The 14,611-nt window shown below is 61.7% G+C and carries 12 protein-coding genes; 11 read left to right on the forward strand and 1 reads right to left on the reverse strand.

The features are described 5' to 3' along the window. Window positions 1-11 precede the first annotated feature (11 nt). The 3 genes from metF to AC1AXT_RS00415 all read left to right on the forward strand — a co-directional run bounded on the left by metF (window position 12) and on the right by AC1AXT_RS00415 (window position 4,856). A complete protein-coding gene (gene metF / locus AC1AXT_RS00405; protein ID WP_476539694.1) occupies window positions 12-854 on the forward strand; it encodes a methylenetetrahydrofolate reductase [NAD(P)H] in 843 nt (280 codons plus the stop codon). Window positions 855-937: 83 nt separating this feature from the next. After that, window positions 938-4,075, forward strand: coding sequence for a bifunctional [glutamine synthetase] adenylyltransferase/[glutamine synthetase]-adenylyl-L-tyrosine phosphorylase (locus AC1AXT_RS00410; protein ID WP_476539696.1), 3,138 nt, complete (start codon window positions 938-940; stop codon window positions 4,073-4,075). A 94-nt stretch (window positions 4,076-4,169) separates the two neighbouring features. Next, a complete protein-coding gene (locus tag AC1AXT_RS00415) occupies window positions 4,170-4,856 on the forward strand; it encodes a hypothetical protein (protein ID WP_476539697.1) in 687 nt (228 codons plus the stop codon). Between the two features lie 54 nt (window positions 4,857-4,910). Here the strand turns inward: AC1AXT_RS00415 and AC1AXT_RS00420 are convergent, their stop codons facing one another. Beyond that, window positions 4,911-5,132, reverse strand: coding sequence for a hypothetical protein (locus tag AC1AXT_RS00420; protein ID WP_476539698.1), 222 nt, complete (start codon window positions 5,130-5,132; stop codon window positions 4,911-4,913). A 145-nt stretch (window positions 5,133-5,277) separates the two neighbouring features. Between AC1AXT_RS00420 and AC1AXT_RS00425 the strand changes: the two genes are divergently transcribed. From AC1AXT_RS00425 to AC1AXT_RS00460, 8 genes are all read left to right on the forward strand, one after another. Beyond that, window positions 5,278-6,255, forward strand: coding sequence for a hypothetical protein (locus AC1AXT_RS00425; protein ID WP_476539700.1), 978 nt, complete (start codon window positions 5,278-5,280; stop codon window positions 6,253-6,255). A 48-nt stretch (window positions 6,256-6,303) separates the two neighbouring features. Further along, window positions 6,304-7,608 (forward strand): AAA family ATPase, encoded by a 1,305-nt coding sequence (locus AC1AXT_RS00430; protein ID WP_476539702.1) that lies wholly within the window; start codon window positions 6,304-6,306, stop codon window positions 7,606-7,608. A 142-nt stretch (window positions 7,609-7,750) separates the two neighbouring features. Beyond that, entirely contained in the window at window positions 7,751-9,121 is a 1,371-nt protein-coding gene (locus AC1AXT_RS00435) for a DUF2201 family putative metallopeptidase (protein ID WP_476562525.1), read from the forward strand. Between the two features lie 70 nt (window positions 9,122-9,191). Beyond that, window positions 9,192-10,583: a DUF2201 family putative metallopeptidase gene (locus AC1AXT_RS00440; RefSeq protein ID WP_476539706.1), complete on the forward strand. Its 1,392-nt coding sequence runs from the start codon at window positions 9,192-9,194 to the stop codon at window positions 10,581-10,583. A 55-nt stretch (window positions 10,584-10,638) separates the two neighbouring features. Continuing rightward, complete coding sequence (locus tag AC1AXT_RS00445) at window positions 10,639-11,472, forward strand: hypothetical protein (RefSeq protein ID WP_476562526.1); 834 nt, start codon at window positions 10,639-10,641, stop codon at window positions 11,470-11,472. A gap of 296 nt (window positions 11,473-11,768) precedes the next feature. Beyond that, window positions 11,769-12,746 carry an aspartate carbamoyltransferase gene (pyrB, locus tag AC1AXT_RS00450; protein ID WP_476540489.1) on the forward strand — a complete coding sequence of 326 codons (978 nt, stop codon included), beginning with the start codon at window positions 11,769-11,771 and terminating at the stop codon, window positions 12,744-12,746. Next, window positions 12,746-13,165, forward strand: a complete 420-nt coding sequence (locus tag AC1AXT_RS00455; protein ID WP_476539709.1) for an aspartate carbamoyltransferase regulatory subunit — start codon at window positions 12,746-12,748, stop codon at window positions 13,163-13,165. Before pyrB ends, AC1AXT_RS00455 begins: the two co-directional genes overlap by 1 nt. Then, window positions 13,165-14,592 carry a dihydroorotase gene (locus AC1AXT_RS00460; protein ID WP_476562528.1) on the forward strand — a complete coding sequence of 476 codons (1,428 nt, stop codon included), beginning with the start codon at window positions 13,165-13,167 and terminating at the stop codon, window positions 14,590-14,592. The genes AC1AXT_RS00455 and AC1AXT_RS00460 overlap by 1 nt, the downstream gene beginning before the upstream one ends. Window positions 14,593-14,611 lie beyond the last annotated feature (19 nt).

Raw genomic sequence — 14,611 nt, forward strand, 5'->3', positions numbered from 1 at the left:
GAGAAGAGACGATGACGTCCCCGATGTTTTCACTCGAAGTGTTTCCGCCGCGGCGCAACGCGTCGATCGGCACGATCTACGACACGCTCGACGGCCTGCAGGGGCTGGAGCCGACGTTCATTTCGGTGACGTACGGCACCGGCAAGAAGACGGACAAGACGGCGACGGCGCGGATCGCCCACACCATCCGCACCGAATACGGCATCGACGCCGTCGCACACCTGACCGCCGTCTATCTGTCGAAGGCGGACGTGGACGAAGCGCTGGCGCTGTTCGACGAGGCGAAGGTGTCCGGCATCCTCGCCCTGCGCGGCGACCGCGATCTGGAGCGGCCGCCCGTCGGCGATTTCACGCACGCGACCGATCTGGTCCGCTACATCCGCGAACAGCGGCCGGAAATGAAGATTTACGGCGCCTGCTATCCGGAAAAGCATCCGGAAGTCGAGACGATGGCGGAAGACGTCCGGCATCTCAAGGAGAAGGTCGACGCCGGCTGCTCGCACCTGGTTTCGCAGCTGTTCTACGACAACGACGATTTCTACCGGTTCCTGGAAATGACGCAGGCGGCCGGCATCGACGTGCCGATCGAGGCCGGCGTCATGCCGGTCATGAACCCCAAGTCCGTCGTCAACATGTCGTCGAAGTGCGGCAGCAAGCTGCCCGCCCGCGTCGCCAGGATCGTCGAGAAGTGGGGCGACGACCGCGAATCGCTGCGTGCGGCCGGCGTAGCGTATGCGTCCGAACAGATCGCTGATCTCATCGCCAACGGCGTGGACGGCGTGCACCTCTATACGATGAACCATCCATCCGTCACCAGGCGCATCTGGAGCAACGTCAAGCCGCTGTTCAGCTGAATCGGCATGCGCGGGGGCTCCGCACCGTCCGGCGGGAGCCCCCGACACGTTTCCAAAGACGGTGGAATTGGTAGGGTAGTGGCATGCAAGACATTCAAGTGAGCACGATGGATCTCATCAAGGCCGGTTTGCAGGAACTCGATGCGGCGAAGGCGCTGATCGGCGAGCTGGCGGCGAATGCCGGCTACGGTTCCGAGCGCGTGCGGGCGCTGCTCGACGCGCTCACCCGTTGCGACGATCCCGACACCGCATTGCGCAACTACGTCGATATCGGCCGCGACCTGAAGAACCAGGGCATCGAGTTCGACGACATCGTGCCGGACGACGAGGCCATCGGGCGCATCATCCGCGTGCTCGGCGCCTCGGACGCGATGGGCAAGCTGATGCGGTTCCGCGCGCCGCTCGTGCGGGCGGCGGCCACCGACGACGATGGCTCCGAGCTGTTCAGCCGCGACCAGCGCAAGGCTGCCATCCTGAACTCGGTTGGCGTTCAGGATGCCGGATCGTCCCTCCATGCGCCGTCGGACGCGGCAGCCGCTCCGGTCGCCACGCTGCCATTGGCGGATGCCGCGACGAATCTGCGCCAGGAGTACCGCCGCCAGCTGGCGGCCATCATGGCGCAGGACGTGTGCGCTGACGATCCCATCGCCATCCAGCCGCGGATTTCGCTGGAACTGTCCGATCTGGCGGATGCGGCGCTCGAAGGCGCGCTGGCTATCGCCCGCCATGAAACCGGCGGCTCCGAACGCGTTCGGTTCACGATCATCGGCATGGGCAAGCTCGGCGCCCGCGAACTCAACTACGTCTCCGACGTCGACCTGATCTACGTCGTCGAGCCGGTTCTCAACGCGGATGGCGAGCCGGGCATCGGCAACGCCGAGCTGACGCGCATCGGCACGAAGATGGCGACGATGCTGCAGCGCGTATGCCAGTCGGTGATCATGGGAGTTGCCGAACCGGTCCTGTGGCAGATCGACGGGGCCCTGCGGCCCGAAGGCAAGGACGGCCCGCTGGTGCGCCGTCTCGAATCGCACGAGGCCTACTACGAACAGTGGGCGGAAAACTGGGAATTCCAGGCGCTGCTCAAGGCGCGGCCGGTCGCCGGCGACGCCGCGCTCGGCGACGCCTACATGGCGATGACGCAGCCGATGGTGTGGAGCGCGTCCAAGCGCGACAATTTCGTCAACGACTGCCAGAAGATGCGCGAACGCGTCGAAGAGCTCATTTCCCCGCCGCTGCGCGACCGGGAGATCAAGCTGGGGCGCGGGGGGCTGCGCGACGTCGAGTTCACCGTGCAGATGCTGCAGCTCGTGCACGGCCGCAGCGACGAAACGCTGCGCCGTCCCGCCACGCTCGACGCGCTGCAGGCGCTGTCCGACGGCGGCTACGTGTCGCGCGCGCAGGCCAAGCGGCTGGCCGCCGACTACCGCTTCGAGCGCGTCATGGAGCACCGCCAGCAGATGTGGGCGCTCAAGCGCACGCACCTGTTCCCCGACCTGGGCGCCGCCAACGCAGGCGGCCTCGAGAAGCCGCGCACCGTCGAGGCCGGGCAGTTCGGGCGCAACGAGGAGCTGCGCCGCCTGGCGCGCGCCTTCCGCATGCACCCCGACGAGCTGGTGGAACGCTACGACGAAACGCGCCGGGAGGTGCGGCGGCTGCACAACGACATCTACTACCGGCCGATGCTGCCGATTTCCGCCGCCACCGACGATGATGAGGTCATGCTCACCGAACAGGCGGCCCTCGACCGCTATGAGGCGATCGGGTTCGCCGACCCCCATGCCGCCATCCGGCACGTCGAGGCGCTGACGGCCGGCATCTCGCGCGCCGCCAAGATCAACCGCATCCTGCTGCCGGCCGTGCTGCGCTGGATCGGGGAGGGACAGAACCCCGACATGGGCTTGCTCTACTGGCGCAAGCTCGAGGAGCATTTCGGCAGCAAGCATGAGTACCTGGGCTTCCTGCGCGATTCGCCGTCCGCGGCGCAGCGGCTGTGCCATGTGCTCGCCAATTCGCGGTCGCTGGGCGACGCGCTCGACAAGTCGCTTGAATCGATTACCTGGCTGGGCGATGACGCGCTGCTGCGGCCGCGCGGCAAGGACAGCCTCGACACGCAGTGCGGCGCCATCATCGCCCGGTACGCCGACGCGCCCCGCGAATGCGCGACGGCGCTGCGCGCGCTGCGGCGGCATGAAAGCGAACGGATCGCGCTGGGCTGGATGAACGGCGTCGTCGGCGAGGCCGATGCACTGGCCGGCATGACCGACGTCTACGACGCGATCCTCGAAGCGGGGCTGGCGTGGGCCATCGATATCGAACGGCGCGAATCGGGGCTGGAGCAGCCTGCCGCCACGATCGCCGTCATCGCGATGGGGCGCTACGGCGGCAGGGAAGTGAACTTCAGCTCGGACGCCGACATCATCATGATCTACCAGCCGGCAGGCAATGCGAACGAGGCGGACGCCAACGCGTTCGCGCGCAAGGTCACCGAACGCTTCCGCGCGCTGCTGCAGGGGCCGATGTCGCTCGAACCGAAGATCGACCTCGACTTCGACCTGCGTCCCGAAGGCAAGAACGGTCCGCTGATCCGCTCGCTGGCGTCGTGCGAGGAATACTACCGTTCGTGGAGCAGCACATGGGAAAGCCAGGCGCTGCTGCGTGCGCGCTACGCCGCCGGCGACGAAACGCTGGCGTCCTCCTTCCTCGACGGCATCGCCGGGCCGATGCGCTACCCGGTCATGGACCTGACGGACGGACAGCTGGGGGAGATCCGCAAGCTCAAGGCGCGCATGGAGGCCGAACGGCTGCCGCGCGGCGTGCGGCGCGAACGGCACCTCAAGCTCGGCAAGGGCGGCCTGTCGGACGTCGAATGGACGGTGCAGCTGCTGCAGCTGCAGCATGCGGGCAACATCAAGGCGCTGCGCGTCAACTCGACGATGGCCGCGCTCGACGTGCTCGAGGAATACAAGGTCGTCTCCAAGGGAGACGCGGTGGCGTTGCGCGCCGCATGGCACATGTGCACGGCCGCCCGCAACGGCAACTACCTGTGGACCGGGCGCGCCAACCAGGCCGACATCCTGCCGCAGGACGTCTACTCGCTGGGCGGCATCGCCGTGTACCTAGGCTACGACGCGAACCACGGCCAGCAGTTCGAGAACGACATCATGGCCGTCATGCGCCGTGCGCGCGACGTGGCCGAACGGCTGTTCTACGGCAACTGAGCGCGAACGTCGCGGCCGTTTGCAATGGGCGCAACCGGCCGCGGCGGAGCACAATCTTGTCGTAGAAGAACGTTATGCGACAAGGAGGGCGACGATGGGCCATTTCTCGCAGCGGCGCGAACGGCGCGACCTCAATACGGAACATGCCGACCAGGAGCGCGAATCGTATACGCTGCCCGAAGCCGCCGAGCGCGACCGCAACGTACCGGCGGACTGGTGCAACGTCTATCTGCTGTTCAATCTCGAGGCAGCCGTCATGGAGGGGCACACGGTGCTGGCGCTGGCGCCGCGGCTGGACGGGCCGATGGAAACCTACTCGTTCTACCGGCAGGGCAACGCGCTGCGGGCGCCCGGGCTGATGGCGTGCCTGCGCGAGCCGGAAACGCTGGCGCAGCTGGAACAGGCGAGCGGCTGGCTCGTGCATGGCCAGCCCGGCAACTGGTGGAACGAGCATATGAACGCGGCGCTGGCGCTGGCCGTGCCGCCGCAGCGGTTCGCGCCGATCCAGGAATACGCGCGCAACGCAAAGGCGGCCCCTCCCGAATACGACCTCGTATCGTTCAACTGCCTGACGTTCGCCGTCGAGGCGCTCAAGGCCGGCGGCGTACAGCTGACGACGCATTCGGGGCGCGACCTGCACACCATCATCCCGCGCGACGCGTTCGAGGACGTCGAAGGCGCCGTCGGCGCGCAGACCTACGGACGCTGGAAATACTGGTTCCCCAATACCGTCGCGCCGGACAACGGCCTCAAGACGATTCCGGACCTGCCAAATAGATAAGTGGTGGGTAGAGATTTTCGGAAAGGACCGGAACTGCCGACCAGTCTAGCTGCCTTATTTGAGCGCGACGAGACAGACGTTGACGACGCCACTGTCGTGGAATCCCAGCCCCCAGATGATGCGCGGAGCATCGCCATGCTGGTCTGCAGCGGCTTTCTGCACTATGTCGACCTCCGAGAAGGCGTCAGCCATGGAGTATTCGCGGGGAGCGGTGACAAAGATCAGCAATCCATGACTGGAGGAAAAATCGCGCCATGTCGCAACGGAACCGTGCATGATCCATCGTGAATCCCTCCTATCGGTGAAGTTGTATGCTCAATGTAGGGTCGATCTGCGCAGGCGAACCATATCTACCTCTTTCGCCAACCTCCGTTTAAGGTATTCTCATCGGTTTACCGGCAGCGGCAGAAGAGAGGATCCGATGATGGAATGGGAAGACTGGCTGTCGACGTTTGACCATTTGCTGGACGGCGACGAAGGCTACATCGGGCAGATTGCGACGATGTACGGCGAATCCATGGGGCTTGATCTTGAATATCCGGTGAACGGCGCTTGGTGGACCACTGACGAGAGGGAACGCGTCACCATCGTCGTAGGGGAAGCGAATGAGAAAAGCAGCGGATATCGGTCATGGCGCCTCGGCATGGAACATGCCCTCCATATGACGTTGGCCTGTTTGGGGCTGGTTCCTCAGGATCGCTACATGCTGCTCATTGTGCCAGCCGTCAACGAGCGTGACTATTCCATGATCCGGCAGATGAGCAAAGCGACGGGAATCCCAGTGCTGTATGACCAGACCGGTCACCTCGACGAAGCCGAAATCTCGACTGATCTTCTGTCCTATGATCACGAGGACGGTTTCACCTATCATGGGCGCCTCCGCGACGATCTTGTTGAATCATATAGATACTCGTTGCTGTTGGATGAGCTGATGGATCTGGACGAGTGGGGGAGGAGCCATTGGTCGCTTTTGGATCCGGAGACGTTCCGTGAGATGAATTCGCTGTATGACAGCCGGGATAAGAAGCGCATGCTCGGGCTATGCGGAATGCCGGTGCCAAGTACGAGAAGCAATGAAGTGGCGAAAGAGATGCCGTGCAAAGGGCTGCATGTAGAAATCGGGCAATGGAGGTTCCTTCGATTCGGAACCGATGATTTTGAAAACCATTGGCCGCATGTGAGCACGATCCTTCAGCCTGCAGAACCGAACAGCATGGTTCTCCGCCTACGTGCCGAACGCATCGTATGGGAGCGAATTCAAAGGCTGATCGGTTTTCTCCCGTGTGACGCGGGTCAAAGCGATAAGCAGATTCAAGCAATGCGGCGTCTGCTCAACATCGAACGCATGGTTCATCTCGTCGAATGCGGCGTACCAGTCGAAGAGGTGGTTGTCGCATAGCCAACGCAACCGTTCAGATACCGTAGCGCAAGAGAAAGGAACACTACGATGGTCCATCGGGAACATGGCGCCGGCAGCGCCGAGGATGTGCTGACCCTGCTGTCAGTATGCGAAGCGACCCGGCAGGTGCCTATCATCGTGGGGTCGCCTGGGGTGGGCAAGACTTCATTGATCCGTCAGTGGAGCTACGATCATGGCTATGGCGAGCCGATCTGCGTGGTCGGCGGCGACCTCGACCCCACCGACGTCACCGGCATCCCCTATCCGCAGTCGGGGAATCTGACGCTGCTGCGTCCCGTTTTCCAGCAACGGGCGTTGGATGGCGAGCGGCACGTACTCTTTTTCGACGAATTCTCGAATACTCCGCGTGCCGTACAGGCCAGTCTCTTGAAAATACTGGGGGAGAGGGTATTCGCAGACGGGACCCCCATCCCGGACAATGTCATGGTAATCGGGGCGATGAATGCGGATGACTCAGCCGTGGACTACACGCCAATCAGTTTGCCCATGATCAACAGGCTGGTCTTCATGTCTTACTGGCCCGGCGACGCGTTCGTCGTCCAAGGCATCGCAAGCGGCTGGGGACGGTATTCGCCGTCACCCATCGAGGACGATCATGGCCGCCTTGACTGCGAAGGTAATATCGCCCGCTACGGCGAGCAATGGCACAGGCTGATCGGTCGCTTCCTGCGGGCCAACTCCGCGCAAATGCTCCGCTATCCGGACATGATCGAGCGAAGCCGTGCCGGGCAAACGGAAGCCGTCTATCAAGTCGACAGCGAACATGACGCCAATGAATTGTGGATTATGGCTAACTGCTGGGCGTCGCCACGATCGTGGACGAATGCGGCAAATATGATGGCCGCGCTGGGGCCAGCCGGAGAGCTGGGCGCAATCCATTTGCGCATCCTGCGTGGCACCGTCGGCCTTCAGGGCGCCACGCTCTTCGCCGACTTCATTTGTAAAGGAGACGTGGTCAAACCCGAAGACCTCATTCGGAACCCTGCTCTCATCGACTGGGTTTCAGATTCGCTCAACAAGATTACCGAAGCGGAGAACCACGTAGTCGCCTATCTGGCACAGTGTGACGGCAAGGATGGACGTCCGGATATGCATGACGTCATCGCCTACTTCAGCGCCGCAGCCGGTACCGGCAACTGGACTGGCCGCCAGGTGCCAGGCATGAGCAGATACGTCGCCAAGGACATCAGCGCCAAGACCGACTCGTACCGCACGATGGCTTCCATGGCTGCAAAGCAGGGCCTGCGTTCGGAATTCGACGATGCCAGAATGGAGTGGCTGGAAGCGTTTTCCGTCGTCGACGGGACCATGGAAAACATGCAACGGCAATGAGAAGAAAGAGATGAGGGAAATGGGGAGTACTGGAAATACAGATCGATTCGACTCTGAAAGGGTAATCGTTAAGGTAAGGGTTCACCGACTCCGTGCACTTACGGAACATGAGGGCAACAGGCTGGCTCAGGCGTTTAATTTGATGGTGCGTGAGGAGGGGGCCAACTTCCATGGTGTCCCCGTATTGCGCACCGCCCTAGCCGCTCTCGTCGTATTCGTCGATGAAGGATGCGAAACAGCCTATACTGATTGCCATTACCGCGTAGGCCTCAGCCCGGAATTGCTCGACGAAGGCAAGACGCCATTGGCAACCTTGGCGTTCACGCTCATGCACGAGACCATGCACAATACCCAACGCCATAATGACCGCCTCGATGAGAAGGGATACTCGCCCGACTTATCCAACATGGCGGCCGATTTGGAAATCAATGCCATGATTGCAGAGGGCTGCATGGGTATCGATTTGGGCAGCCCTATATCCAGCCAGATTGATAAATGGCGTCTCACTCCTTATGCGCTGGCCGATGGGACTCCGGGTATCCCGTTCCCGACCATCGGCGATTTCAGGGATTACCCCAGATGCGGCACGGCCGAACAATATGCCATGCTGCTGAAGAACGACCCTATCATGGAACGTTGCTGCCGTCGCTCCATTCGCATTACGGTAGCAGCAGTTCCCAATGGCGGATGGATCGGACCAATGGAGGACCTTGATGACGAAACCCAGCGCGCCCGGTTTGCCGAGGCCGACCGGCTGGGCTTCCACCCCCTGACGCCAGCGGAAGAGGCCCGCATTCGGGAACAGGTTCTCCACGACCTCGAAAACCTGTTAATGGATCGCAGATATGGGGACCAAGCCATGCGTCAGCTGTTGCAACTCATGGCTGATGGACTCAAGCCTCCGGTCATCGATTGGAAAATCATCCTTGCCCGCATGGTTGCGACTAGCATGCAGGCCGTGACCAGAGGCCGCGCCGAGTATTCCTACAGGTTGCCTAACATACGACGAACCGCCATATCCAATGCCATCTTTCCTGGCCTTGTCAAGTATGACCCAAAGCTTATGATCGCGCTCGATACGTCGGCATCCATGCACCAAAACGAATACATGGATGCCCTGGCTGAAATCGAAGGCGTATGCCGAACGGTCGCTGACCCATCGTTTTTCTGCATCGATGTTGAAGCCAAGGGTGCTCCTCGTTTATTCCATTCAGCCCGCGAGCTTTTGAGCCAGCTTCAAGGAGGAGGCGGAACCGACATGGCAGCAGCCGTCGACGCCGCGACCGCCATGCCGCCCCAGTCAAGGCCAGACGTACTCGTTATCGCTACCGATGGCGATTTCGACTGGAATGCCTTGCATGATTCGCTCGCAAAGCGAGAGGCTCGCCGCATGGCCGTAATCATCGTGATCGTCAAGCGGCATTTCGACAGCCAGAAGAGCCTACTCGCCAAAGAAGATCGCCTGCGCTGCGTTCACCCGCACACCACGATCATCCAGACACAATTCACCTAGGACAGTGCCGATTCAGAAGAAAAATCAAGGTTCTGGATTGACGCCAACAGATCAGAGGAGGAGACAATTCATGGGAGAGCAGAACGGCAGCAGTGCCATGAACGCAATGGCGATTCTGGAAAATCCAGCGTTGTTTGACTGGGAGCACGAGTCGACAAACACCATCGTCGACGTGATGGAATCGATAGAGAAGTGCATGGCGCAATGTGACGGTGGTTTCGGTCACCCAGATGTCACGACCGTCATCTCCTTCTTCGATGCCGCGGCGGGAACCGGTAACTGGAGGGGACGGAAAGTCCCCGGCTTGGATCGATATGTCGCGATGGACCTCCCCAAAGAAACATGCGTCTGTGAAGCCATGGTGAAACTGGCGAAAAGCCAAGGCAAGCAGCAGGCCCTCAATGACGCTCGGCTACGATGGATGGCTGCGTTTCTGGATGACGGCGTGATTGGAGGCGATTGGCTGCTGGACGTTCCAAGCGAGCGCTCAATGCATGCCGTCCCCGCACGAGCGAACCAATCCGGAACGCAATCGTTGGAGATGAGCGACGAGCAGCACCCTTTGATTCGTCCCCTGCGTAGGAGAGAGCAGGAACGCTTGGCTCAAGCGCGGTATTTGATGGTCCAATATCGCTACTTGGATGATTTTCCCAGCCGACCCTACTTTCATGGGATTCCTACGATGCTGTCTGCGTTCCGTGCGCTTACCGTCTTCGTGGATGAACGTTGTCCTCTCGCCTATACCGACTGCCATTTTCGCATTGGCATCAATCCCAACCTGCTTGATGCCTGCAAGACCCCCTTGCGGACATTGGCTTTCCTCCTCACGCACATGGCGATGCACACCATGCTGCAACACAGACACCGGTTCAATACCACTGATTACCCATCCGCTGTGCGCAATGTCGCTGCGGATATGGAAATCAATTGGTGGTTGTTGCAGCGGATGGGCATGAAGCCTCCCGTTGCGTCGCAAAAAGCAAATCCGGACAATAAAAATAGCTATGCCGATTTCTGGACCCTATGGTATCTATTGCCGACTCGGGGGCCAAACGCCATGATTCGTTTCCCCGTTCCTGAAAAAGGATTGCACGATTCCCCTCGTTTCGGCAATCGCCCATATCTTGCGGAAGAGTACGCAGAGCAGATAGAACGGGAATTTACGCGCAATGGCCAGTGGAATCTGTTGTCATCGGCGCTTTTCGACGACTTCAATCTGGAACGATCGAATCGTCGGTTTCAGGAAGCCGACAAACTGGGGTTTGTACGGATTGAGCCGGAGCTGGAACAACGTATCAGGGAACAAGTAGTCCGGGAAAGCGCAGAGCACGCCCGCAAGATACGGAACAGCGGAAAACCCGTGCAACTGCACCCCTATCCCGATGATGATTTCTTTGACCCAGATTGCAATCCGGCTTTCGCTTATTTAGCTGGCTTTACCCAAACGAAAAACGCTCGGTGATATTGATTTGACAGACATTGGAATTGGCGTAGAGGAAAACTTGAATATTTCCGCGATGGCCCAAGCATCCTGGGGAGAGCATGGTGAAGACCAATGGCAGGATGGTCAATCCCTGTTGGAGCACTATGAGAATCTGATAGAGGAGTGCCATCGGCATCGTTGCACGCCGACGGAACTCGTCAACAACTATCGCGCCGCCTCCATCGCGGCGATTGTTCAATTGACCATCAACCGGAATTGCCCAGCGCAGATAGCCGAAGCAGCCCGAACGCTGCTGCTGTTCTGGTTGGCCGGGGACCGGAGCATAGCGGTCAGAACCATGCTCAACTATATTCTATGCCCGCTTGAATTTGTTGAAAACGCTTTGCATATGGGTGGTTCTGAAGTGCAAAGTGACGATTTTCTTGGCCTACATCACGGAAAAGACGGATCGGATTCCCTTACTATGCTGATTATATTCAGGGTGCTCACTGGCGAAAAATGCTTGGGAGAGCATGCATTAGAGTGTGCGGCACTGCATGCACTCTCAATGTGCGGAAAATGGCAACCACTCAACGGGGCGTCCCTGAATTTTTCGGGCGCCCTAGCGGATCTCCAGCTCATTTGCACCTTGGGACGAATCATAGACTCCCGTTGCTCACGGGGCATGCAGTGCGAGGGAGTGGATGCGGCAACCGGGCAGCTGCATTGCATCGAAAGAGCGCCGAGGGATTATTGGGACGGGAACGATTCGCATCCTGCGACGCTTTTCGGCGAGACGGTGAGTCTAGAGGATCTGATGGAACCGTTGCGCAATGTGAAGCAATGCTATCCCAATGACCGGCTCTTCCGATGTTTGGATCTATGGTTGCGTGGCATTCCGACAAAGGAACTATGGGAGGTAAAATAGCCTCCTTGAAAGTTTCGCGGATCGTGTTCTCCTTGCAGGACATTGCAGGCTTCGCCTGCTACAGGTCGGCACCTTCGGACGGCCGCACGAAAAGTCCGGCGGAAGGTGAAATCAAGACGAATATAGAGAAAATGTGGACACGGGTTGACGAAAATCGATGACCGGGTTCTATAGTTGGTGAGGTCACGAAAGTGTCCACCTGAAAAGCTTCACGCGCGAAAGGTGAGTCATTGAAGCCGTCTTCTTACCAAGCCGCCATCCCCGGCGCCGGCGAGTCCCAGGCCGATGCCGCGTCGATGGAAGGCACCAGCGTTATCACCCTCGACGACCTGAGCGTCGGGCAAATCACCGAATTGATGCGCAAGGCACGCTATATCGACGCGCATCGCAAGCAAGTGGCGCGCACCTGCGAAGGCAGGGTGCTCGCCACTTTGTTTTACGAGCCCAGCACGCGTACGCGCCTGAGCTTCGAAACCGCCATGCTGCGGCTGGGAGGCAAGGTCATCGGGTTCGCGGGGGCGCAGCTCGCCTCCGTGTCGAAGGGCGAATCGATTGCCGACACGATCAAGACCGTCTCCACCTACGTCGACGCCATCGCCATCCGGCACCCCAAGGAAGGCGCGGCGCTGGTAGCGGCGCGCGCCGCGAAGAACGCCGGCGTGCCGGTCATCAACGCCGGCGACGGCGGCCACATGCACCCGACGCAGACGCTTGCCGACCTGGCGACGATCCAGAGCCGCTTCGGGCGCGTGACGGGCCTGACCGTCGGCCTGTGCGGCGACCTGACGTTCGGCCGCACCGTCCATTCATTGATCGAAACGCTGTGCCGGTTCGGCGATATCCATTTCGTGCTGATCTCGCCGGACGAGCTCAAGACCCCGCGCTACGTCATCGACCGCATCGAGGCGACCGACGGCTGCACCTACGAGGAGGTCAGCGACCTGGCCGGAGCCATCGGCTCGCTCGACGTGCTCTACATGACCCGCGTGCAGAAGGAACGCTTCTTCAACGAGGACGACTACCTGCGCCTGCGCGACACGTACATCCTGGACGAGGCGAAGCTGGCCGGCGCCAAGAGCACGATGGCGGTGCTGCACCCGCTGCCGCGCGTCAACGAAATCGCCGTCGAGGTCGACGACGACCCGCGCGCCGCCTACTTCGAGCAGGTGAAGAACGGCATGCTGATGCGCATGGCGCTGGAAAGCTCGGTGCTCGGCGACGAGCTGCCCGGCTACCAGGCCTGGCGCGACGAAACGGAAGGAGTGGCCGCCTGATGGAAGTGACGAGCATCCGCAACGGCATCATCATCGACCACGTGCCGGCGGGCACGGCGCTCAAGGTCCTCGACTACCTCGATATCGACCCGTCGTCCACGCGCCTGGCGCTCATCATGAACGCCGATTCGAAGACGTACGGCACCAAGGACATCATCAAGATCGAAGGCAGCGGCCACGTCGACCTCGACGTGCTCGGGCTGATTGCGCGGCAGGCGACCGTCGACATCGTGCGCGGCGGCGAAATCGTCGACAAGCAGCGGCCGCACCTGCCCGAGCATGTCGTCAACGTCATCCGCTGCGCGAACCCGCGCTGCGTGACGACGACCGAGCGCGGGCTGGACCAGATGTTCCACCTGATGCATACCGAACGCGGCGAATACCGCTGCGACTACTGCGACGAGGAGGCCAAGTTCTGATGACGACGACGCTGCACGACATCGCCGTATGGGATACCGGCGAACGGATCGACCTGATTGTCCCCGACGCCGGGGAACCGGCGACGGGCGCCGCGCAGGACGCGCCGATGCGCCATGTGGACGCATCGGCGCTGACCGTCGCGCCGGGTCTGCAGGACCCGCACGTCCATTTCCGCGACCCTGGCCAGACCTACAAGGAAACGATGGCCACCGGGTGCGCGGCGGCCGCTGCCGGCGGCTACACGAACGTGCTCATCATGCCCAACACCGTGCCGGCGATGGACGGCGAAACGGTCCGGCCCGGCGAGCCCGGGGCGTCCGAAGTGCTCGACGCAGGCTACGACAACGTCATCGGCTACCTGCAGCATTACGGGCAGATCCACGGCGTCGAGCTGCCGGTACGCTACGAGCTGTGCGTGGCGGCGACGAAGGGCCGCGCGGGACAGCAGGCGAGCGACCCGGCCAAGTGGGGCTTCTACGTGCGCGGCGTCGACGACGCGGCCAAGGACGAGTGCGAGCTGGCGCATCCGGTGACGTCGGTCACCGACGACGGCTCCGCGGTGCCGGAAGCGGTGCTGCGCGACGTGCTCGCCAACGTCAAGGAGACGGGCCTGTACCTCATCGAGCATTGCGAGCACCACGACGTGGGCGCCGTCAACGCGGGACCGGTCGCCGAGCGGCTCGGCGTGCCGGGCATCCCCGAGGACACGGAGCTGGCCGTCGTCGCCCGAGACATCGACATGGCGCGGGCGACCGGCGTGCACATCCATTTCCAGCACGTCTCCACGGCGATTGCGCTCGACGCCATCCGCCAGGCGAAGGCCGAAGGGCTGCCGGTGACCTGCGAAACGGCGCCGCACTACATCGCGCTGTGCGACGAAGATTTGCTTACCTACGGCACGCTGGCGAAAATGAACCCGCCGCTGCGCACGAAGCGCGACCGGCAGGCGGTGCTGGCCGCCATATCCGACGGCACGATCGACATGATCGCCACCGACCATGCGCCGCATACGCTCGACGAAAAGGGCAAGGGCTTCCTTGAGGCGCCCAACGGCATCATCGGCCTCGAATGCGCCTTCGCCGTGTGCCGCAAGGCGCTCGTCGAGGCTGGCTACATCACCGACCAGCGGCTCATCGAGCTCATGGCGCTGGCGCCCGGCAACCTGATGGGCGTGCATGCGACGAACGTCGCCGCGCTGCTCAACGACAGCGCCGCGTGCGCGATCAAGCGCACGCTCGACCTGCGCGCCGTAAGCGACCCCTCGTCCGTCGACCTGGCGATCTTCAATCTGGGGGAACGCTGGACGATCGAGCCGGAACGCTTCGCGTCGAAGGCGCGCAACACGCCGTTCGGCGGCTGGGACGTGACCGGCCGCGCCAAGGCGACGATCGTCGCCGGCGCGTGGGCGTACGGGAATCTGGAGTAACGGGACGCGCGCGGCCAAC

This window comes from Bifidobacterium sp. LH_450, from assembly GCF_056356715.1.

What these genes read in the sequence shown, in the direction of transcription:
- AC1AXT_RS00420 (WP_476539698.1), bottom strand. Translation starts at nt 5,132, where the DNA reads ATGCACGGTTCCGTTGCGACATGGCGCGATTTTTCCTCCAGTCATGGA.
- AC1AXT_RS00445 (WP_476562526.1), top strand. Translation starts at nt 10,639, where the DNA reads ATGGCCCAAGCATCCTGGGGAGAGCATGGTGAAGACCAATGGCAGGAT.
- AC1AXT_RS00435 (WP_476562525.1), top strand. Translation starts at nt 7,751, where the DNA reads ATGGTGCGTGAGGAGGGGGCCAACTTCCATGGTGTCCCCGTATTGCGC.
- AC1AXT_RS00415 (WP_476539697.1), top strand. Translation starts at nt 4,170, where the DNA reads ATGGGCCATTTCTCGCAGCGGCGCGAACGGCGCGACCTCAATACGGAA.
- AC1AXT_RS00410 (WP_476539696.1), top strand. Translation starts at nt 938, where the DNA reads ATGCAAGACATTCAAGTGAGCACGATGGATCTCATCAAGGCCGGTTTG.
- pyrB (WP_476540489.1), top strand. Translation starts at nt 11,769, where the DNA reads ATGGAAGGCACCAGCGTTATCACCCTCGACGACCTGAGCGTCGGGCAA.
- AC1AXT_RS00440 (WP_476539706.1), top strand. Translation starts at nt 9,192, where the DNA reads ATGGGAGAGCAGAACGGCAGCAGTGCCATGAACGCAATGGCGATTCTG.
- metF (WP_476539694.1), top strand. Translation starts at nt 12, where the DNA reads ATGACGTCCCCGATGTTTTCACTCGAAGTGTTTCCGCCGCGGCGCAAC.
- AC1AXT_RS00455 (WP_476539709.1), top strand. Translation starts at nt 12,746, where the DNA reads ATGGAAGTGACGAGCATCCGCAACGGCATCATCATCGACCACGTGCCG.
- AC1AXT_RS00460 (WP_476562528.1), top strand. Translation starts at nt 13,165, where the DNA reads ATGACGACGACGCTGCACGACATCGCCGTATGGGATACCGGCGAACGG.
- AC1AXT_RS00430 (WP_476539702.1), top strand. Translation starts at nt 6,304, where the DNA reads ATGGTCCATCGGGAACATGGCGCCGGCAGCGCCGAGGATGTGCTGACC.
- AC1AXT_RS00425 (WP_476539700.1), top strand. Translation starts at nt 5,278, where the DNA reads ATGATGGAATGGGAAGACTGGCTGTCGACGTTTGACCATTTGCTGGAC.